The organism is Streptomyces sp. URMC 126, assembly GCF_051386555.1.
Lineage (GTDB): Bacteria > Actinomycetota > Actinomycetes > Streptomycetales > Streptomycetaceae > Streptomyces.
Genome location: NZ_JBPQTX010000049.1, coordinates 1 through 17,707 on the forward strand (window position 1 = coordinate 1; position 17,707 = coordinate 17,707).

Annotated in this window: 18 protein-coding genes and 1 pseudogene; 10 read left to right on the forward strand and 9 right to left on the reverse strand. The window is 74.0% G+C overall.

What is annotated here, in order from left to right:
• Positions 1 to 56 precede the first annotated feature (56 nt).
• The 4 genes from ACSNOK_RS08865 (at position 57) to ACSNOK_RS08880 (ending at position 2,394) form a co-directional block, all read left to right on the forward strand.
• Positions 57 to 464 (forward strand): MarR family winged helix-turn-helix transcriptional regulator, encoded by a 408-nt coding sequence (locus ACSNOK_RS08865; RefSeq protein ID WP_436780076.1) that lies wholly within the window; start codon positions 57 to 59, stop codon positions 462 to 464.
• Positions 465 to 529: 65 nt separating this feature from the next.
• A complete protein-coding gene (locus ACSNOK_RS08870; RefSeq protein ID WP_436780050.1) occupies positions 530 to 868 on the forward strand; it encodes a deoxyxylulose-5-phosphate synthase in 339 nt (112 codons plus the stop codon).
• Positions 869 to 1,096: 228 nt separating this feature from the next.
• Positions 1,097 to 1,915 (forward strand): putative protein N(5)-glutamine methyltransferase, encoded by an 819-nt coding sequence (locus tag ACSNOK_RS08875; protein ID WP_436780051.1) that lies wholly within the window; start codon positions 1,097 to 1,099, stop codon positions 1,913 to 1,915.
• A 143-nt stretch (positions 1,916 to 2,058) separates the two neighbouring features.
• Positions 2,059 to 2,394 carry a cupin domain-containing protein gene (locus ACSNOK_RS08880; protein ID WP_436780052.1) on the forward strand — a complete coding sequence of 112 codons (336 nt, stop codon included), beginning with the start codon at positions 2,059 to 2,061 and terminating at the stop codon, positions 2,392 to 2,394.
• A 54-nt stretch (positions 2,395 to 2,448) separates the two neighbouring features.
• Here ACSNOK_RS08880 and ACSNOK_RS08885 read toward each other — a convergent pair whose 3' ends face one another.
• A complete protein-coding gene (locus ACSNOK_RS08885; protein ID WP_436780053.1) occupies positions 2,449 to 3,465 on the reverse strand; it encodes a helix-turn-helix domain-containing protein in 1,017 nt (338 codons plus the stop codon).
• Positions 3,466 to 3,969: 504 nt separating this feature from the next.
• Between ACSNOK_RS08885 and ACSNOK_RS08890 the strand changes: the two genes are divergently transcribed.
• Positions 3,970 to 4,725: a hypothetical protein gene (locus ACSNOK_RS08890; RefSeq protein WP_436780054.1), complete on the forward strand. Its 756-nt coding sequence runs from the start codon at positions 3,970 to 3,972 to the stop codon at positions 4,723 to 4,725.
• Positions 4,726 to 4,819: 94 nt separating this feature from the next.
• Positions 4,820 to 5,797, forward strand: coding sequence for an aldo/keto reductase (locus ACSNOK_RS08895; protein ID WP_436780055.1), 978 nt, complete (start codon positions 4,820 to 4,822; stop codon positions 5,795 to 5,797).
• Positions 5,798 to 6,081: 284 nt separating this feature from the next.
• Here ACSNOK_RS08895 and thpR read toward each other — a convergent pair whose 3' ends face one another.
• Positions 6,082 to 6,648: an RNA 2',3'-cyclic phosphodiesterase gene (gene thpR / locus ACSNOK_RS08900; RefSeq protein WP_436780056.1), complete on the reverse strand. Its 567-nt coding sequence runs from the start codon at positions 6,646 to 6,648 to the stop codon at positions 6,082 to 6,084.
• Positions 6,649 to 6,667: 19 nt separating this feature from the next.
• Here thpR and ACSNOK_RS08905 point away from each other — a divergent pair, with 19 nt between their 5' ends.
• Positions 6,668 to 7,234, forward strand: a complete 567-nt coding sequence (locus ACSNOK_RS08905; protein ID WP_436780057.1) for a GNAT family N-acetyltransferase — start codon at positions 6,668 to 6,670, stop codon at positions 7,232 to 7,234.
• Between the two features lie 93 nt (positions 7,235 to 7,327).
• Here the strand turns inward: ACSNOK_RS08905 and ACSNOK_RS08910 are convergent, their stop codons facing one another.
• The 3 genes from ACSNOK_RS08910 to ACSNOK_RS08920 form a co-directional block, all read right to left on the reverse strand.
• Positions 7,328 to 8,767 (reverse strand): MFS transporter, encoded by a 1,440-nt coding sequence (locus ACSNOK_RS08910; protein WP_436780058.1) that lies wholly within the window; start codon positions 8,765 to 8,767, stop codon positions 7,328 to 7,330.
• Positions 8,768 to 8,792: 25 nt separating this feature from the next.
• The gene (locus tag ACSNOK_RS08915; RefSeq protein WP_436780077.1) at positions 8,793 to 9,251 is read right to left on the reverse strand and encodes a MarR family winged helix-turn-helix transcriptional regulator; all 459 of its coding nucleotides are present in this window, start codon (positions 9,249 to 9,251) and stop codon (positions 8,793 to 8,795) included.
• Between the two features lie 274 nt (positions 9,252 to 9,525).
• Positions 9,526 to 10,992: an NCS2 family permease gene (locus ACSNOK_RS08920; RefSeq protein ID WP_436780059.1), complete on the reverse strand. Its 1,467-nt coding sequence runs from the start codon at positions 10,990 to 10,992 to the stop codon at positions 9,526 to 9,528.
• Positions 10,993 to 11,214: 222 nt separating this feature from the next.
• On the opposite strand from ACSNOK_RS08920, the gene ACSNOK_RS08925 reads away from it, so the two are divergent.
• Both ACSNOK_RS08925 and ACSNOK_RS08930 read left to right on the forward strand, forming a co-directional pair.
• Positions 11,215 to 11,517, forward strand: coding sequence for a DUF2530 domain-containing protein (locus ACSNOK_RS08925; RefSeq protein ID WP_436780060.1), 303 nt, complete (start codon positions 11,215 to 11,217; stop codon positions 11,515 to 11,517).
• Positions 11,518 to 11,537: 20 nt separating this feature from the next.
• A complete protein-coding gene (locus tag ACSNOK_RS08930; RefSeq protein ID WP_436780061.1) occupies positions 11,538 to 14,051 on the forward strand; it encodes an HAD-IC family P-type ATPase in 2,514 nt (837 codons plus the stop codon).
• A gap of 138 nt (positions 14,052 to 14,189) precedes the next feature.
• Here ACSNOK_RS08930 and ACSNOK_RS08935 read toward each other — a convergent pair whose 3' ends face one another.
• Both ACSNOK_RS08935 and ACSNOK_RS08940 read right to left on the reverse strand, forming a co-directional pair.
• The gene (locus ACSNOK_RS08935; RefSeq protein ID WP_436780062.1) at positions 14,190 to 14,381 is read right to left on the reverse strand and encodes a DUF1059 domain-containing protein; all 192 of its coding nucleotides are present in this window, start codon (positions 14,379 to 14,381) and stop codon (positions 14,190 to 14,192) included.
• A gap of 96 nt (positions 14,382 to 14,477) precedes the next feature.
• A complete protein-coding gene (locus tag ACSNOK_RS08940; protein ID WP_436780063.1) occupies positions 14,478 to 14,663 on the reverse strand; it encodes a hypothetical protein in 186 nt (61 codons plus the stop codon).
• A gap of 168 nt (positions 14,664 to 14,831) precedes the next feature.
• Between ACSNOK_RS08940 and ACSNOK_RS08945 the strand changes: the two are divergent.
• Positions 14,832 to 15,477, forward strand: a pseudogene (locus ACSNOK_RS08945) (ergot alkaloid biosynthesis protein); the annotation flags it as partial.
• A gap of 193 nt (positions 15,478 to 15,670) precedes the next feature.
• Here ACSNOK_RS08945 and ACSNOK_RS08950 read toward each other — a convergent pair.
• On the reverse strand, positions 15,671 to 16,591 hold the full coding sequence (locus ACSNOK_RS08950) for a trypsin-like serine peptidase (RefSeq protein WP_436780064.1): 921 nt from the start codon (positions 16,589 to 16,591) through the stop codon (positions 15,671 to 15,673).
• Between the two features lie 342 nt (positions 16,592 to 16,933).
• On the reverse strand, positions 16,934 to 17,614 hold the full coding sequence (locus tag ACSNOK_RS08955) for a DUF6585 family protein (protein ID WP_436780065.1): 681 nt from the start codon (positions 17,612 to 17,614) through the stop codon (positions 16,934 to 16,936).
• Positions 17,615 to 17,707 lie beyond the last annotated feature (93 nt).

Genomic DNA, 17,707 nt, shown 5'->3' on the forward strand with positions numbered 1-17,707 from the left:
CCGCCAAACCCACCGCCAAGCCCGCCGCCGAGCCCGCCCCCTCCGCCGACGTCCGGATGTGGCACCGCTTCCTCGCCCTCCACGCGCACGTCGAGCACCGGCTGAGCACCGCGTTGCAGCGCCGGCACGGCCTCGGCCTCTCCGAGTACCGGGCGCTCGGCTTCCTGGCCGCGGCCCCCAGGAGCGAACTGCGCATGCAGGAACTGGCCGACCGGCTGGGCCTCAACCAGAGCTCCGTGACCCGCCTCGTCGGCCGGCTGCACGCGGCCGGCCTCACGTACCGCGACGTCTGCGAGGACGACAAGCGCGGCGTCTACACCGTCCTGAAGGACACCGGCCGCGAACGGCACGCCGAGGCCACGGCGACGTACGAGGCCACCCTCACCGCCGCGCTCGAAGAGGCCGCCGAGAACGACGGCGACGCGGGCGCGGCGGTGGCCGCCCTGCGCGGCGCGTCCGCCTGACCGCCCGCGCGCCCGGCCCGGAAACGGTTCGCCGCCGGCCCGAGGCGGGGCCTACCCTCTTCGCCATGCCTCGCGCGAAGACCTCTCACGTCTGCCTCCCCTGCCGGGCCTCCTACAAGCAGCCGCGGCTCGGCCCGGGGGAGCCCGCGCGGCGCTGCCCGCGCTGCGCCGAGCCGCTGATCGAGGCGGGAGCCGCGTTCCAGCCGCCGCGCCGCCGGGACACTGCCGGCTGGCGCACGCTCTCCGTCCTCCTGAACGCCGGCGTCCGCTTCCATACGGACTGCTGCGACGACGGCCCGGGTTACCGGCCCCGGACGCTCTTCGAGGTCCGCGAGCGCATGACGTACGCCCGTCGGTCCGGTGAGCCGTTCGCGCGGGCGCTCGTACGCCGCGACCTGCCCTGAACGGCCTGCCGGGCGCGGCATCCCGCCCGCCCGGCAGGGCACTTCGCCCCGACCGGCCGCCGGACGGCCCGTCGGGTACAGTGACGCTCACCAGGACCGCGCACGACTTGAGGAGGTGGGACCGATTACCGCAGTGGCAGGTCGGGTGCTCCCCCCTCGGAAGACCGCGGGCGCCGCGTAGGCGACGCGCCGTCAGGGAGTGCCCTTCTGATTCCCCGGAAGGCTCTCATGTCGACGACATCCTCTCTTTCCTCCTCTCCTTTCCCCGCCCCGCCTCTTCCCTCCGTCGTCAGCCGGCTGCGTGCCGCCGGCTGCGTCTTCGCCGAGGAGGAGGCCGAGTTGCTCGGCTCGGCCGCCGGCAATCCGGCCGCGCTCGACGCCCTGGTGGAGCAGCGCGTCTCCGGCGTCCCCCTGGAACACGTCGTGGGCTGGGCCGAGTTCGCCGGGCTCCGCATCGCCGTGGGTCCCGGGGTCTTCGTCCCCCGCCGCCGCACCGAGTTCCTGGTCGAGCAGGCCGTCGCCACGGCCCGCCCGGGCTCGGTCGTCCTCGACCTGTGCTGCGGTTCCGGCGCGGTGGGCGCGGCGGTGGCGGCGGCCCTCGACCCCCGCGAACTGCACGCCGCCGACATCGAACCGGCCGCCGTCCGCTACGCCCGGCGCAACCTGGGCCCGACGGCGCGGGTGTACGAGGGCGACCTCTACGCCCCGCTCCCCGCCGGACTCCGCGGCCGGGTCGACGTCCTGCTGGCCAACGTCCCGTACGTCCCCACGGACGAGATCGCCCTGCTCCCGCCGGAGGCACGCGACCACGAGCCGCGGGTGACGCTCGACGGCGGCCCGGACGGGCTGGACGTCCAGCGCCGGGTGGTCGCCGAGGCGGCCCGGTGGCTGGCGCCGGGCGGCCGGCTGCTGACGGAGACGAGCGAGCGCCAGGCCATGCGGTCCATGGCCCTGTTCGCGGCGGGCGGCCTGGTGCCGCGCCTGGCGACCTGCGACGAACGGGACGCCACGGTCGTCGTCGGCACGCGTCCGGGACGCGCCGCCTGACCCCTGCCGCCCGACCGCCTCCTCCGCGATTCTTTGCCGAACGGTCGACCACCCGCCGGTCGGACGCGCCTACGCTCCCCTCATCCCTGATCAGCCCAGCGGCGGCCGGAGCTCCCGGCCGGCCGCGGAGGAGGCGTGCGCCCATGTCCCTGTACGAGATCCCCGCCGGTGTGACCGGTCCGAGCGTTCTGAGCGAGGTAGCCCGCGGGCTGACCGACGCCTGGAGTTCGGCGGTGGTGGGACGGGTGGGGGACACGTGCGTCAAAGTGCTGCGGATGGACGGGCGTTCGGTGCCGGAGGAGCGGCACGAGACCGCCGAGGCGCTGCTCGTCCTCGACGGTCTGCTGCGGCTGGCCGTCGAGGGGAGGCCGGTGGACGTCGGGCCGGGAGCGCTGTACACCGTCCCGGCGGACACGCCGCACGCGGTGCTGCCGGGCAGCCACGGCACGCTGCTGATCGTGGAGCGGGCGGCGGAGTGAGACCCGTTCCCGGGGGCTTCCCGCCGCGTCCCGCCGCCTCCCTCGGCGGCCCGCTCAGCCCGGCCCGTTCTCCAGCAGCGCCCGCCCCAGCGGTGTCAGCGCGTGGTGGACCGACGGGCCCGTGCGGCGCGTCGTGAGGAGACCGGCCGTGCGGAGGACGGTGGCGTGTTCGCTGGCGGAGGCCGGGGAGACGTCGGCCGCCCGGGCGAGCTCGGCGGTGCTGCCGCCGGACGCCGCGGCGGCGAGGACGCGGGCGCGCGTACGGCCCATGAGGGCTTCCAGGTGGGCGAGTTCACCGTGACGCCGGGTCCCGGCGGGCCGCGCGAGGACGGCGAGGTGGGCGGCCGGCTCCCGGGCGACCGGGTAGCGGATCTCCAGCGGCGCGTCGGGGTCGGCGCTGTCCAGGCGGAGCACGGGCGCGGTGAGGAAGAACGTCGGGGTGAGCACCACCCCCCGGCCGCCGAGCCGGAGATCGATGTCCAGCGTGCAGGGCGCGTGCAGGACCGGCGACTCCCAGCGCAGGGTGGGGTGCAGGCCGGCGAGCAGCCGCTCGACGCCGTGGTCGGCGAGGACGCGGGCGCGGTGGATCCGGTCGGCGTGGACGGCGGCGGCGAGCTGGGACCAGTAGGGCGCGACGGCGGCGTCGTAGTAGGCGCGGAAGCCGTGGTCGACGAGCCGGGCGGCCTCGCGGTCGCCGGCGTGCAGATCACCGATCCAGCGGGGGACGGCGGGCCGCCACTCCTCGGCGACGGACAGGTCCGCCGTCCAGATCCGGCGCGGCATGCTCCAGGTGGCCCGCAGGCTGTCGTCCAGCGACTCCGATCCCCTGACCCGGATGAACGCCTCGGGTACGTACTCGTCGAGACCCGCCGGCGCCAGCTCCAGCAGGGGCCGGACGGCGGGGGTCAGCCGTCGCAGCGACCGTTCCCGCCAGCCGTCGAAGGCGGTCGCGCCCAGGCCGGGGCTCTGCAGCAGCGGCAGGCTGAACGTGGCCTCGGCGAGCGGGTCGGGAACGGGTGTGACCCGGACCCGGGCGAGGTCCTCCGCCTCGAAGTGCAGACGCAGGGTCACGGCCGGCCGACCTCCTCCGGTCGCTGGATGGGGAAACGGGCGGGGGCGGGCCTCATGGCGGAACGCATGGGCGGGTACCGGACGAAGGGCCCGTCGTTCCGCTTATGTTAAGCGCGCCCGACCGCCCTGACCGGCCGGGTATTCGGGCAGGGCCGAACAGCTTTGCGGGCACGGTTCCCGCTGCCTCACACTCCCCGGGCGGGCCGCCTCCACATCGGCCCGCGCGCCGCCGCCGCGGCGCGGTCCGGGCGGCCCTGTCGACTGTTCTCTGGGGGGACGGCAGGGCTCGCTGGGGGGCACGCCCGGACGAGCGGAAGGGCACCGTCCCGCGTGGGGGCGGGACGGCGCCCTCCGCTTCCTCGGGTGCCCTCCGGACGTCCTGCCACACGTCGCGGGGAACGGCCGCGGAGGACGCGCGCGGCACGTACCGCGCGCTCCGGCGCCGGTCCGCCGATCCGTGAAACCCCCTGTCGGAGAGCACGGGCGGCCGAGTACGTTCACCGCATGGCGAGCACGAGCACACCCGACCCCGCACCGTCCCCGACGCCGTCCCCCGAAGCGGCGGAAGCGACCCCGGAGGCAGCCCCGGAAACGGCCCAGGAAGGGACCACGACAGCGGCGTCGGAGGCGGCCTCGGCCGCGGACGACCTGGCCCTCGTCGTCCGCCTCTCCTCGGACACCCTCCGGAAGGCCGACCCGTCCGCCTGGGACCGCCCGGCGGGCAGCCTGGCGTGGACCTGCTGGGAGACCGTGGAGCACCTGAGCGACGACTTCTTCGCCTACGCCGCCCAGTTGGGCCCCCGGCGGCCGCCGCGGACCGGCGAGGTGCCGTTCGTGTGGACGAGCCGGCGGCCGGGCGGGCCCGCGAACGTCGTCCACGCGGACCCCGCGGCGGGCCCCGACGGGCTCCTCCAAGTGCTGGAGGCGTCCGGCGCCTTGCTGGTCGCCATGGTCAGGACGACCCCGCCGGACGTACGGGCGTACCACGTCTTCGGCGTGTCCGACCCGGCCGGTTTCGCCGCCATGGGCACCGTCGAAGCGCTCCTGCACACCCACGACCTCGCGGCCGGCCTCGGCCTGGCCTGGGACCCGCCCGCCGGCGTCTGCGCCCGCGTGCGCGCCCGGCTGTTCCCCGACGCGCCGACGGACACCGACCCCTGGGCCACGCTGCTGTGGGCCACCGGCCGCGGCGAGCTCCCGGGCCGGGAACGGCTCACGCGGTGGCGGTGGGACGGGCGGCCTCGCCCGTACGGGGAGTAGCCCGCGCGTACGGGAGCGGCGGGGCGCGGCGCCCGCCGCGCCCTCGAAAGAGTCACCCTTGATTCCGGCCCGCCCCAGGGCGTTGGCTGGGCGCATGGAGTACACGCAGCTCGGGCGCACGGGACTCAGTGTCAGCCGGATCGTTCTCGGGACGATGAACTTCGGACCGCGGACCGACGAGGCCGACAGTCACGCGATCATGGACGCCGCCCTCACCGCGGGCGTCAACTTCTTCGACACGGCCAACACCTACGGCTCCCGCGAGGACCGCGGCCGGACGGAGATCATCATCGGCGACTGGTTCGCCAAGGGCGGTGGCCGGCGGGACAAGGTGGTGCTGGCCACCAAGGGGTTCGGCGCGACGGAGCCGGGGGCGGAGGGCGAGTGGCCCAACCGGTCGCGGCTGTCGGCGCTGAACATCCGGCGGTCGGTGGACGCGAGCCTCCGGCGGCTCCGCACCGACCACATCGACCTCTACCAGTTCCACCACGTGGACCGGGAGACGCCCTGGGAGGAGATCTGGCAGGCGGTCGACGTCCTGATCCAGCAGGGCAAGATCCTCTACGCCGGTTCCTCCAACCACGCCGGCTGGCACATCGCCCAGGCCAACGAGACGGCGCGCAGGCTCGGCTCGTTCGGGCTGGTCAGCGAGCAGTGCCTGTACAACCTCGTCGAGCGGCGGGCCGAGATGGAGGTCATCCCGGCGGCCCGGGCCTACGGGCTGGGCATCATCCCCTGGTCGCCGCTGGGCGGCGGGCTGCTGGGCGGGGCGATCCGCCGCGCGGCCGAGACGGGCCGGTCCGCGGAGGCCCTGGCCAACACGGCGGTACGGGACCGGATCCAGGCGTACGAGGACGCCGTCGACGCGCACGGGCTGGTCCCCGGCGAGGTGGCCCTCGCCTGGCTGCTGGCCCGGCCGGGGGTCACCGGGCCGATCGTGGGGCCTCGGACGGTGGAGCAGCTGGGGTCGGCGCTCAAGGCCGTCGAGCTGGAGCTGCCGGAGGAGCTGCTGGTCTCGCTCGACGAGATCTTCCCGGGGCCGGGCGAGACGCCGGAGGCTTTCGCCTGGTAAGCGGGGTTGGGCACACTCTTCAACGCCGGACGGGCCGAGTACGGCGCCCGGGCGCGCTATCCAGCCCGTCCGGCGTTTGAGGACGAGCGGCGGAGCCGCGAAAAGGGGGTCTGGGGCGCAGCCCCAGGAAACGGCGAAGGGGAGGGACCGGGGCACCAGCCCGCCGCAGGCGGCCTCAGCGCACAGCAGCCACCACAGCGACAATGACGAGCATCAGGGCAAGAGCACCGGTCATGATCCGGTTCCTGGTCTTCGGGTCCACCTTGGAAGGGTAACGAACCCCCTCAGCCCCCCAGATCCCAGGCCCGGACCGTCTCGTACCGAGGCCGCTCCCCCGGAACCCCCGACCCGGGCAGCCGGCTGCGGACCAGCTCCAGGCGTTCCGCGGCCCAGGGCGAGCCCCGGAACGCCGCGAGCGCCTCCGCGTACGGCCGGAGGGCGACGCGCCCGGCGGCGCGGGCGAGGGTGAGGTGGGCGTGGAAGGCGCGGGACTCGTCCACGGGGGCGCCCGCGCGCCGGGCGGCGGCGCCGGCGGAGCGGGCGAGGGCGCGCAGGACCGGCACGTCACCCTCCGCGCCGGCCCACAGGACGCGGTCGCCGAACCGGCCGCCGCCCGCGAGCCGGAGCTCGTGCGCGGGGTGCCTGCGCGCCGCCCGGGCCAGGCGTTCGGTGAGGTCCGGCAGCACCGCCTCGTCCACCTCCCCGAGGAAGGCGAGGGTGAAGTGCCAGGTCGCGGGATCGGACCAGCGCAGCCGCCGCCCGGCGTCGGGCAGGGCCCGCAACCTCCGCACTTCCGCGCCCAGTTCGGCCAGGGCGGGGGGCGGGGGAAACAGAGCGACAAAGAGGCGCATGCCGGTTAGTGTCGCGCGAATGGAGATCACACAGCGGAAGGACGGCCGGCCCGTCACCGGGGGCGCGCCGTTGGTCATCAGGAAGGGCGGGGTCGAGGACCTCGACGTGATCCTCGCGATGCTCGACAGCGCCGTCGAGTGGCTGACGGCCCGGGGCCGGACGGGCCAGTGGGGCACCGAGCCGTTCTCGACGCGGTCGTCGTCCGTCGACAAGGTCCGGGAGAACCTGGCGTCGTCCACGGTCTGGATCGCCGAGTCGGACGGGATACCCGTCGGCACCGTGACCCTGTCGCCGCGCCCCTCCCCGTACATCGAGCCGGCCGGGGAGCCGGAGGTGTTCGTCCGCCTCCTCGTCACCGACCACCGGCACGCGGTCCGGGGCGCCGGCGCGGCGCTGCTCGCGCACGCGGTGAGCGAGACGCGGCGGCAGGGCGTGGACCTGCTCCGGGTGGACTGTTACGCCGGTGACGACGGGGCGCTGGTCGGGTACTACCGCGGTCAGGGGTTCGTCCCGACGGAGACGTTCACCGTGGGGAACTGGCCGGGGCAGGTACTGGAGCGACGGGTGGGCCGGGAGACGGACTGACGCCCGTCCCGGTGAGGGAAGGGCCGGGGCCGGCACCGCCGCTCCCCCGCCCTTCCCTCACCCCCCAGCCATCACTCCGGCCTCACTCCGGCCTCACGCCGCCGTGGTCAGCGCGGCCTTCTCGCGCCGCCCTTCCGCCTCGGCCTCAGCCTCCGGCTCCGGCTCCGGCTTCGTCCCGGCCTCCGGCTCGCCCCCGACCGGCCGGCGCGGCACGAAGCGCACGGGCCGGCGCCCCCGCCGCAGGTCGACCTGGAGCCGCAGCCCCGCGGCGCGGGCCAGGCCGAGGCCGATGCCGGCCGCCGCGAGGACGGAGATGACGCCGCCGGCCGCGAAGCCGGCACGGGCGCCGTAGGTGTCGGTGATCCAGCCGACGAGGGGCGCGCCGATCGGGGTGCCGCCCATGAAGACCATCATGTAGAGGCTGAGCACCCGGCCGCGCATGGCGGGGGCCACGGCCAGTTGCACGCTGGAGTTGGCGGTGACGTTGATCGTCAGGCCGAACATCCCGATGGGCACCAGGAGCATCGCGAACAGCCAGAACGTGGGCGACAGGGCGGCGGCGATCTCCAGCAGTCCGAAGGCGAGGGCCGCGCCGACCATGACGCGCCGCCGGGAGCTGCCGCGCCGGGCCGAGAGCAGCGCGCCGGCCAGGGAACCGGCCGCCATCAGGGTGTTGAGCAGGCCGTAGGTGCCGGCGCCGGCGTGGTGGACGTCGTTGACGAACGCCGTGAGCCAGATGGGGAAGTTGTAGCCGAAGGTGCCGACGAACCCGATGAGGACGATCGGCCAGAGCAGGTCCGGCTGTTCCCGGACGTGCCGCAGCCCTTCGCGGAGCTGGCCCTTGCCGCGCGGGGCGGTCTCGGCCTTGTGCAGCTCCGAGGTGCGCATCATCAGCAGGCCGGTGATCGGCGCCACGTAGGACAGCCCGTTGAAGAGGAAGGCGGCGCCGCTGCCCACGGCGGTGATCAGCACACCGGCGACGGCGGGGCCGACGAGCCGGGCGGTCTGGAAGTTGGCCGAGTTGAGGCTGACGGCGTTGCCGAGGTCGGCGGGGCCGACCATCTCGTGGACGAACGCCTGCCGGGCGGGGTTGTCGACGACGGTGACGAGGCCGAGGGCCAGGGCGGTGAGGTAGACGTGCCACACCTGGACGTGGCCGGAGAGGGTGAGCACCGCGAGCGCGAGGCCCGTCAGGCCGCTCGCCGCCTGGGTGACGAGGAGCAGGAGGCGCTTGGGGCACCGGTCGGCGATGACGCCGCCGTACAGCCCGAGGAACAGCATCGGCAGGAACTGCAGGGCGGTGGTGATGCCCACCGCGGCGGAGGAACCCGTGAGGCCGAGGACCAGCCAGTCCTGGGCTATTCGCTGCATCCAGGTGCCGGTGTTCGACACGACCTGGCCGGCGGCGAAGAGCCGGTAGTTGCGGATCCTGAGCGAGCTGAACATGCCCCCCTTACGGGTCAGGGGGGTGGTGCGTGCGTCGTCGTGGCGGTTCGGTGCGGGTGCGGAGTCTGCTCCGGGTCCCGTACTCAAAGTGGGTTCGCCTCCTTTGCTCGGGCTACAAGTGCGCGAGTTTCTCCAGTACCGGTGCGGCGGCGCGCAGCGTCGCCCACTCGTCCTCGTCCAGTCGCCCGGCCAGCTCGGCCAGCCAGGCGTTGCGCTTGCGCCGGCTCTCTTCGAGCATGGCCTCGGCCCGTTCGGTCTGTGTGACCACCTTCTGCCGGCGGTCCTCGGGGTGCGGTTCCAGCCTGACCAGTTCCTTGCTCTCCAGCAGCGCGACGATGCGGGTCATCGACGGCGGCTGGACGTGCTCCTTGCGGGCCAGCTCCCCCGGGGTGGCCGAACCGCACCGGGCCAGGGTGCCCAGGACGGACATCTCGGCCGGGCTGAGCGATTCGTCGACCCGCTGGTGCTTGAGCCTCCGGGACAGCCGCATGACACCCGAGCGCAACGCGTTGACGGCGTCCGTGTCGGGGTCGCCGCCGGCATCGGCGGCGGGGGTGTCCGAGGGGTTCATCGCGGGATCGGGGACCTCAGGGGAAGAGGTGCGGGACAGGTCCGGCATGTTCATTAGATTAACTCATTATTTCACCTAAGGAAAGTGTGCACGGACGGGCGCACGGGAGCGGCGGGGGCCCAGGGACGGCCCGCGAGGGGGAGCACGGCGGCGGGCACGCGCCCTCGGTGCCCACTTCCAGCGGTCGGAGGCGTCTGACGCCGGACGGCGCGACGGCCGGGGCGGCCGGTGTCGGCTGTCCCGGCCGTCGTGGCCGTGCGGAGGGGGGGAGGAGCTACTTCACGCCCAGTGCGCGCTCGATCGGGTCGAGCATGAAGTAGACGAGGAAGCAGGCGCCCACCACGTTGAGGAGCCAGGGGATCTCGCGGGCCCGGCGGTCGGCGACGCGGAGGAGGATGAAGGCGAGGACGCCGATGCCGATGCCGTTGGTGATGGAGTAGGTGAACGGCATGGAGACGATCGTCAGGAACGCGGGGATCGCGATCGTGAAGTCGCTCCAGTCGATCTCCCTGACGTTGGACGCCATGATCAGGAAGCCGACGACGAGCAGGGCGGGGGTCGCGGCCTGGGACGGGACGACGGTCGCCAGCGGAGTGAAGATCAGGGCGAGGAGGAAGAGGCCGCCGGTCATCAGGTTGGCGAGGCCGGTGCGGGCGCCCTCGCCGACGCCGGCGGTGGACTCGACGAAACAGGTGTTGGCGGAGGCGGAGCCGAGGCCGCCGGCGGCGACGGCGACGCCGTCCACCATCAGGATCTTGCCCATGTTGGGCAGCTGACCGTTCTCGTCGGTGAGCCCGGCCTCCTCGCCGACGCCGATGATCGTGCCCATCGCGTCGAAGAACCCGGACAGCAGCACGGTGAAGACGAACAGGCAGCCGGTGAGCAGGCCCACCTCGTGGAAACCGCCGAAGAGGCTGATGTTCCCGACGAGCCCGAAGTCAGGCGTGGCGACGACGCTGTCGGGGATGCGGGGGATGCTGAGGCCCCAGTTGGCATCCGGGATCACGGCCAGTTCGTTGATCACGATCGCCACGAAGGTCATCACGACGATGCCGATCAGGATCGCCCCGGGCGCCTTGCGGACGACCAGGATGAAGGTCAGCGCCAGCCCGGCGGCGAAGACCAGCACCGGCCAGCCGTGCAGCTGGCCGCCCTGGCCGAGGCCCAGCGGGACGGTGGTGTGGGCGGCGTCCGGGTTGCGGGTGACGAAGCCCGAGTCGACCAGGCCGATCAGCGAGATGAACAGGCCGATGCCGATGGCGATGGCGCGCCGCAGGCCGTTGGGGATGGCGTCCATCACGCGCTGCCGCAGGCCGGACGCCACCAGGAGCATCAGCACCAGGCCGGCGAGGACCACCATTCCCATGGCGTCCGGCCAGCTCATCTTGGGGGCGAGCTGGAGCGAGACGACGGCGTTGATGCCGAGGCCGGCGGCGCAGGCGATGGGGACGTTGCCGATGGCGCCCATGAGGACGGTGGAGAGGCCGGCCATCAGCGCGGTGGCCGTGACCAGTTGGGCGTTGTCGAGCTGGTGCCCGAACTTGTCCTGGCCGGCCCCGAGGATGATCGGGTTCAGGATGATGATGTACGCCATCGCGAAGAACGTGGCGAGGCCGCCCCGCAGTTCGCGGGCGACGGACGAACCCCGTTCGGTGATCCGGAACCAGCGGTCGAGCGGACCGCCGGACGGCGTCGGGGACGGTTGCTGGGCGTCGACCGGTGCGGTGGCCGAGGAGGACATGCGGGACCTCAGACGTACGGGACGGGGGCCGAGGCCCACGGAGCGGTTGCGGGGAGGGGCCGGATCGGATGTGGCTGGACGTTCATACAAAAGCAAGCGATCAGATCCGACTCGTTTCAGTATGAATAAACAAGCCGCGAATTGCTATCTCCGCGCGTAGACCCCTATAGGGACGGGGATCCGACCAAGATCACCCATCAGGGACGGACTAGGCTGGCCGCCATGACGAAGTGGACACCCAGGCACGAGGCGCCGGAGCCCCTGGAGGGCAATGTCGTCGCCACCATCACCGGCGGCACGATCGTCTGGTTCGTCCTCTTCCTCGTCCAGTTGCCCTTCTACGGCCGGCTCTCCGACGGCGGCCACCTGTGGTGGCTGTGGACCTGCCTGGCGGGCGCCGGCCTCGGTTGCGTCGGCATCTGGTACGTCCGCCGACGGGACGCCGCGATCAAGCGACACGCGGCGGCGCGGGAGAACGCGCGCAAGACGGCCGAAAGCGTTCCTTCGGAAGGTGAAACGGGCTGAACGCCCGTACCGTCGGATGCATGAGCGATCCGGCGCAGACCTCGGGTGAAGCGCAGGCCGCGGACGAGGCGCGGGGTGCGGACGAGGCGCGGGGTGCGGCCTCCGGCACGGCGCGGGAGGGCACGGACACCGCCGCCCAGGCCGCGTCGTCCCCGACGCCCCGGACCTCCCGGCGCTCCGAGCCGGCCGCGCACCCCGGCCTGACCGCCGCGGAAGTCGCCGAGCGCGTCTCCCGGGGCGAGGTCAACGACGTCCCGGTGCGCTCCTCCCGCTCCGTCGGCGAGATCGTCCGCGCCAACGTCTTCACCCGGTTCAACGCCATCATCGGCGTCCTCTTCCTGATCATCCTGGTCGTCGGCCCGGTCCAGGACGGCCTCTTCGGCTTCGTCATCGTCGCCAACACCGCGATCGGCATCCTCCAGGAGCTGCGCGCCAAGAAGACCCTCGACTCGCTCGCCGTCATCGGCGAGTCCAAGCCCACCGTCCGCCGCGACGGCGCGCCCGTCGCCCTCGCCACCGGCGAGATCGTCCTCGGCGACGTGATCGAACTCGGCCCCGGCGACAAGTGCGTCGTCGACGGCGAGGTGCTGGAGAGCGACGGCCTGGAGATCGACGAGTCGCTGCTGACCGGCGAGGCCGACCCGGTGCTGAAGAAGCCCGGCGACACGGTCATGTCCGGTTCGTTCGTGGTCGCGGGCGGCGGCGCGTTCGCCGCCACCAAGGTGGGCCGCGAGGCGTACGCGGCGCAGCTCGCCGAGGAGGCGTCCCGCTTCACCCTCGTCCACTCCGAACTGCGCACCGGCATCAGCCGGATCCTCAAGTACGTGACCTGGATGATGGTCCCCACCGCCGTCGGGCTGGTGATCAGCCAGCTCGTGGTGCAGGACCACGACTGGCGGGAGGCCGTCCGGCGCATGATCGCCGGCATCGTGCCGATGGTCCCCGAGGGGCTGGTGCTGCTGACCTCCGTCGCCTTCGCGATCGGCGTCATCCGGCTCGGCAACAAGCAGTGCCTGGTCCAGGAGTTGCCCGCGATCGAGGGCCTGGCCCGGGTCGACGTCGTCTGCCTCGACAAGACCGGCACCCTCACCGAGGGCGGCATGGACGTCTCCGACCTGCGGCTGCTCTCCGACCTGGAGGAGGCGTACGTCCGCCGGGTGCTCGGCGCCCTCGGCGAGTCCGACCCGCGCCCCAACGCCAGCCTCCAGGCGATCGTCGACGCCTACCCCGACGGCGAGGGCTGGCGCTGCGCCGAGGCGCTGCCCTTCTCCTCCGCCCGCAAGTACAGCGGCGCCGAACTCCACTCCCCCGACGGCGACTCCGCCACCTGGCTGCTCGGCGCGCCCGACGTGCTCCTCCGGGAGGGCGACCGGGCGCTCGACGAGGTCGAGGAGCTCAACTCCCAGGGCCTGCGCGTCCTCCTGCTCGCGCGCGCCGCCGACGGCCGCGGGCTGGACGACCCGCGCGTCGCCGAGGACGTCAGCCCGGCCGCCCTCGTCGTCCTCGAACAGCGGCTGCGCCCCGACGCGGCCGACACCCTGCGCTACTTCGACGAGCAGAAGGTCGCCGCGAAGGTCATCTCCGGCGACAACGCGGTCTCCGTCGGCGCGGTCGCCGCCAAGCTCGGGCTGCCGCGCGCCGAGTCGCCCGTCGACGCGCGCAAGCTGCCCGCCGAGCGCGAGGCCATGGGCGAGGAGCTCGACGAGGGGTCGGTTTTCGGCCGCGTCACGCCGCAGCAGAAGCGGGACATGGTCGGGGCGCTCCAGGCGCGCGGGCACACGGTCGCGATGACCGGCGACGGCGTCAACGACGTGCTGGCGCTGAAGGACGCGGACATCGGCGTCGCCATGGGCGCCGGTTCGGAGGCGACCCGGGCCGTCGCGCAGATCGTGCTGCTCAACAACAGCTTCGCCTCGCTGCCCTCGGTGGTCGCCGAGGGGCGCAGGGTCATCGGCAACATCACGCGCGTGGCGACGCTCTTCCTGACCAAGACCGTGTACTCGGTGCTGCTGGCCATCCTCGTCGTCTGCACCCGCGTCCCGTACCCGTTCCTGCCCCGGCACCTGACGCTGCTGTCCACGCTGACGATCGGCGTTCCCGCCTTCTTCCTGGCCCTGGCGCCCAACAAGGAACGCGCCAAACCGCACTTCGTCCGGCGCGTGATGCGCTACTCCGTCCCGGCCGGCCTCATCGCGGGCCTCGCCACCTTCGCCACCTACCTGCTGGCCCGCCACCACTACACGGGCGCCGGCGCCCTGGACGCGGAGACCAGCGCGGCGACGCTCACCCTGTTCCTGATCTCGATGTGGGTGCTGGCGATCATCGCCCGGCCGTACACATGGTGGCGGGTGCTGCTGGTCGCGGCGATGGGCGTGGCGTTCCTGGTAGTGCTGGGTGTGCCATGGCTCCAGCGGTTCTTCGCCCTGAAGCTGGTGGGCACGACGCTGCCGTGGGCGGCGGTGGGCATCGCGGCGGCAGCCGCGGTGGTGCTGGAGGTGGCGTGGCGGTGGGTGGGACGGCGGTTCCCGGCGTGAGGTGGGGGCTCCCCGGCCCAAGCGGCCTTCCCGGCGTGAGGTAGGGCTCCCCGGCTCAGGTGGAGTTCCCGGCCTCGGGCGCGTCCGACGCCGGCCGTCGCGCGCGCGGCGGCCGGCGTCCGGATGCGGGCAGCGGTCTCACGCCGACGGCCGCTCGTCCTCCAGGAAGTCCCGCAGCTTCTCGCGCAGCTCCGGTGTGTCCTCGTGCCCGTGCACGGACACGGCGTGCTCGGCCGCGGCCCGCAGGACCTCGTCCTCCTCGCCGGAGATCGTGAGCGTGCACCCCGACTCGCTGGGGTACCTGCGGCAGTCCGCCACTTTCCTGGTCATGTCGGCCTCCCGAATCCCGGACCGGATCGGCCCTGTCCTGATGCCGTACTTCCAGCCTAGGACGGGAGGGGGCGCACGCCGGTCGCCTGAGCGGCCTCAGTCGCCGAGCATCCGCCGGACGTGGGCGGCCGGCGCCGCGCGCGGCCGGTCCGGGTCCTGGCCGCGCTCGCCGACGAGGTGCTCGACGAGGTCGGCGCGGACGGCGGCGAGCAGCGCGTGGGCGTTGAAGGAGGCTTCGTCGGGATTCCCGCCCGGCAGCCGCCGCAGCGCGTCCGCGAGCACCTCGTGCCACCACCCGTAGTGGGGTCGCCCCCGTAGGGGCTGCCGGCACCCGCCTCCTCCAGGGCGAGGGCGAGGGCGAGGTGCCGGCGGCCCGGCTTGAAGCGGAGCACGGCGTCGAGCAGGGCGGGGACGCGCTCGCGCGGCGGGGTGTCCGGGCCGAGCGGCGGCGGCGCGTCCGACCCCGCCGCCGTGATGTCGCCCTTCATGGACCGGGCCCGGGCGGCAGGCGTACGCCGCGCCGTGCTGCTGAGCTCGTCCGCGCTCCCCGCCGGCGGACGGGGGCGGGAAGGTCCACGAGGCGCCGGCCGACGGCCTGTTCGCGGAGTGGGCGGTGCTCCGCCCGTCCTGGTTCACGCAGAACTTCACCGGCCACCACGCGCATGCCCGGAGCCTCCGCGAGGACGGGGAGCTGGTGACGACGACCGGCGACGGGCGCGTCGCCTTCATCGACGCGGACGACATCGCGGCCGTCGCGGCACACGCCCTCACGGACCCGGTGGCGCCCGGCCGCGACCTCGTCCTCACCGGCCCGCGCGCCCTGAGCTACGCCGAGGCGGCGGCCGTCGTCACGGACGTCACCGGCCGCCCGGTCCGCCACCGGCCCGTCCCCGCCCCGGTCCTGCGGGACCGGCTCGTCGCGGACGGTCTGCCCGAGCCCTTCGTCGCGCTGCCGGCGCGGCTGGACGAGGACATCGCGGCCGGGGCGGAGGACCGGGTGACGGGCGAGGTGCGGCGGATGACGGGACGGGAGGCGCGCGACTTCCGCGCGTTCGCGGCGGAGGCATGCGCGCGGGGAGCTTTCCCGGCGAACTGAAGCGCCGAGCGCCCCCGCGAGGCGCCGGGGGGAGGCGGGCACCCCTTGGCGGACGGCTCGTCACCGCACCCGGCCGGCCGGCGCGACCCGCCGACGGGACCGCGCGGTCAGCGGGCGTGCTGCGGCCGACCCCCGGTCCGGCGCACGCCCGGGTGCCCCACCGGATCTGCCGGCGTCCCGCGCGCAGCGCGGCTCAGCGGCGCTGGGCCCGCTCGTAGACGGCCTTCGCGACCGCGCCGAAGCGGGGGCCGGACATCGTCCGGCTGCCGTCCGGGGAGTCGCCGTGGCTGTTGACCGACACCAGCGTCCCCAGGCCCGACTTGGCGTCGAAACCGGCCAGCCAGGGACCACCGCTCGACCCGCCCGCCATGTCGCAGGGCATCACGAGCTCGTCGCCGGGTCCCGCCTTGGTCGTTCCCGCGCAGGTCAGCAGCTCCTCGCCGCGCTGCGGGCGGGACGCCGGGTAGCCGAAGGACGTCACCTTCACGCCCGGCTTCCGGTCGAACGCGATCGACTGGCCGCCGACCGCGTCCGTCAGCTTCTTCCCCTTGACCGGGTCGACGGTCAGCGCGGCGACGTCGCCGACGGCGTCCTTGGCCCAGGAGGCGGGCGTCACGGTCCCGGAGACCGGGAAGACGCCGTACGGGCGCTTCCCCTTGTCGTAACCCGGCACGAACACGAGGTCCGTGTACGTGTTGAAGGGCGAGGCCGGACGGCGGACGCAGTGTGCGGCCGCCATCACCACGGAACGGTTGCCGCCGCGGACGGCGGTGGCGGTGCACCAGGTGTCCTCACCACTGGCGTTGACGAAGAACAGCCGCCCCACGGTCTTCATCCGCACGCCCTTCCAGGGCTTCGCCAGCGGGCCGGTCTTCCCCAGGTCCACGGCCCGGCCGGTCTTCCGCATCCGCTCCGGCGTCCAGTAGGCGAGCGCCTCCTTGCGCTCCTTCGCCGTGTACGCCACCTCGGCGACGGCCGGCGCGGCGGCGGTCCGGCCGGCGGGGGCCGGGCCCGTGGCGGAGGCGGCCGAGGCGGCGGGAGCGGCGCCGAGCGTCACGGCGCCGGCCAGGGCGGTGGCTGCGAGCCTGTGGTGGACGGGGCGGGGAGCGCGCATGGGGGTGGTGTCTCCTGACGGGATGTTAGAGGTGGTTCTGTCGGGCGGGGAGACGAACCGGGGAGCAGTGCGGTTCCTGGGGCGGCGGTCCCGCGCGCGGGCCCGCCGGGCCGGGCTCTTCCGGGCGGACCCCTCCGCGCCGGAGCGCCTCCGCGCCGGGCCCTTCCCGCACCGCCCGCGCCGGGCGGTGACCCGCGTTCGGATCTCCTGCCGGCGGGCCCGCCCACACCCGTCGGAACCCGTCGGGGCCCGGCAGGCCCCCCGTCGGGCGTCGGAGCCCGTCAGGACCCGTCGAGCCCCCGCCCGAGGTCCACCCCCGCCCCACCGCGCCTCGACTCCCCCTCAGCCGATGCGCGGCAGCGGCTCCCGCAGCTCCGCGAAGAGTGCCAGGAACACCTCGTAGTCCGGCACGTCCCCCATCTCACGGGTGCACTTCTTCGTCCAGCCGCCGGACAGTTCCACCGTCACCCAGCCCTCCTTCACCCGCGCCGGCCCGACGCGCTCCCATGGCACGGGCTTCTTCCCCTTCCAGATCAGGCCGTCGCGGCTGAGGCCGAAGTCGCCGAAGAAGACCTCGTGTCCCTGCCGGAGCCGTTCCCGGTCGGCCGGCAGCCGCCGGGCGGCGACGTGTTTGCGGAGCGCCTCGCCCAGCCCGTAGTACCGGTGCCCGTGGTCGCCCTGGCGCTTGTAGTAGGCGTCGAGCTTCAGCGAACCGCCGTTCGCGCAGGCGACGGTGAAAGTGAAGTACACCGCGTCGAACTGGCCGTTGTACGTGCGATGGGTGGCCCTCGCGGCCACCTCGGTCATGTCGTCGAGGTGGAACGCCTGCGCCGGCTTCCCGTGGTTGTGACGGACGACGCCCCGCGCGAATTCGTAGACTCTGTTGAGGCTTTTGCGCGAGAAGCCGTTCGTCAGCGCGTACACCTCCAACAGCTCCCCCAGGTCCCGGCGTTCGGCCGCCTCACGCGCCTCCGGCGTGAAGACGCGCCAATCGCCTTCCCTGGGCAGCAGTATCTCCGGCATGCGGCACCCCCGTGCGTCCGATCGGATACCGGGCAGCGTAGCGCCGGAGGGGCGCACCCGTCCCGCCCCGCTCCCGTAACGCACCACCCGGGC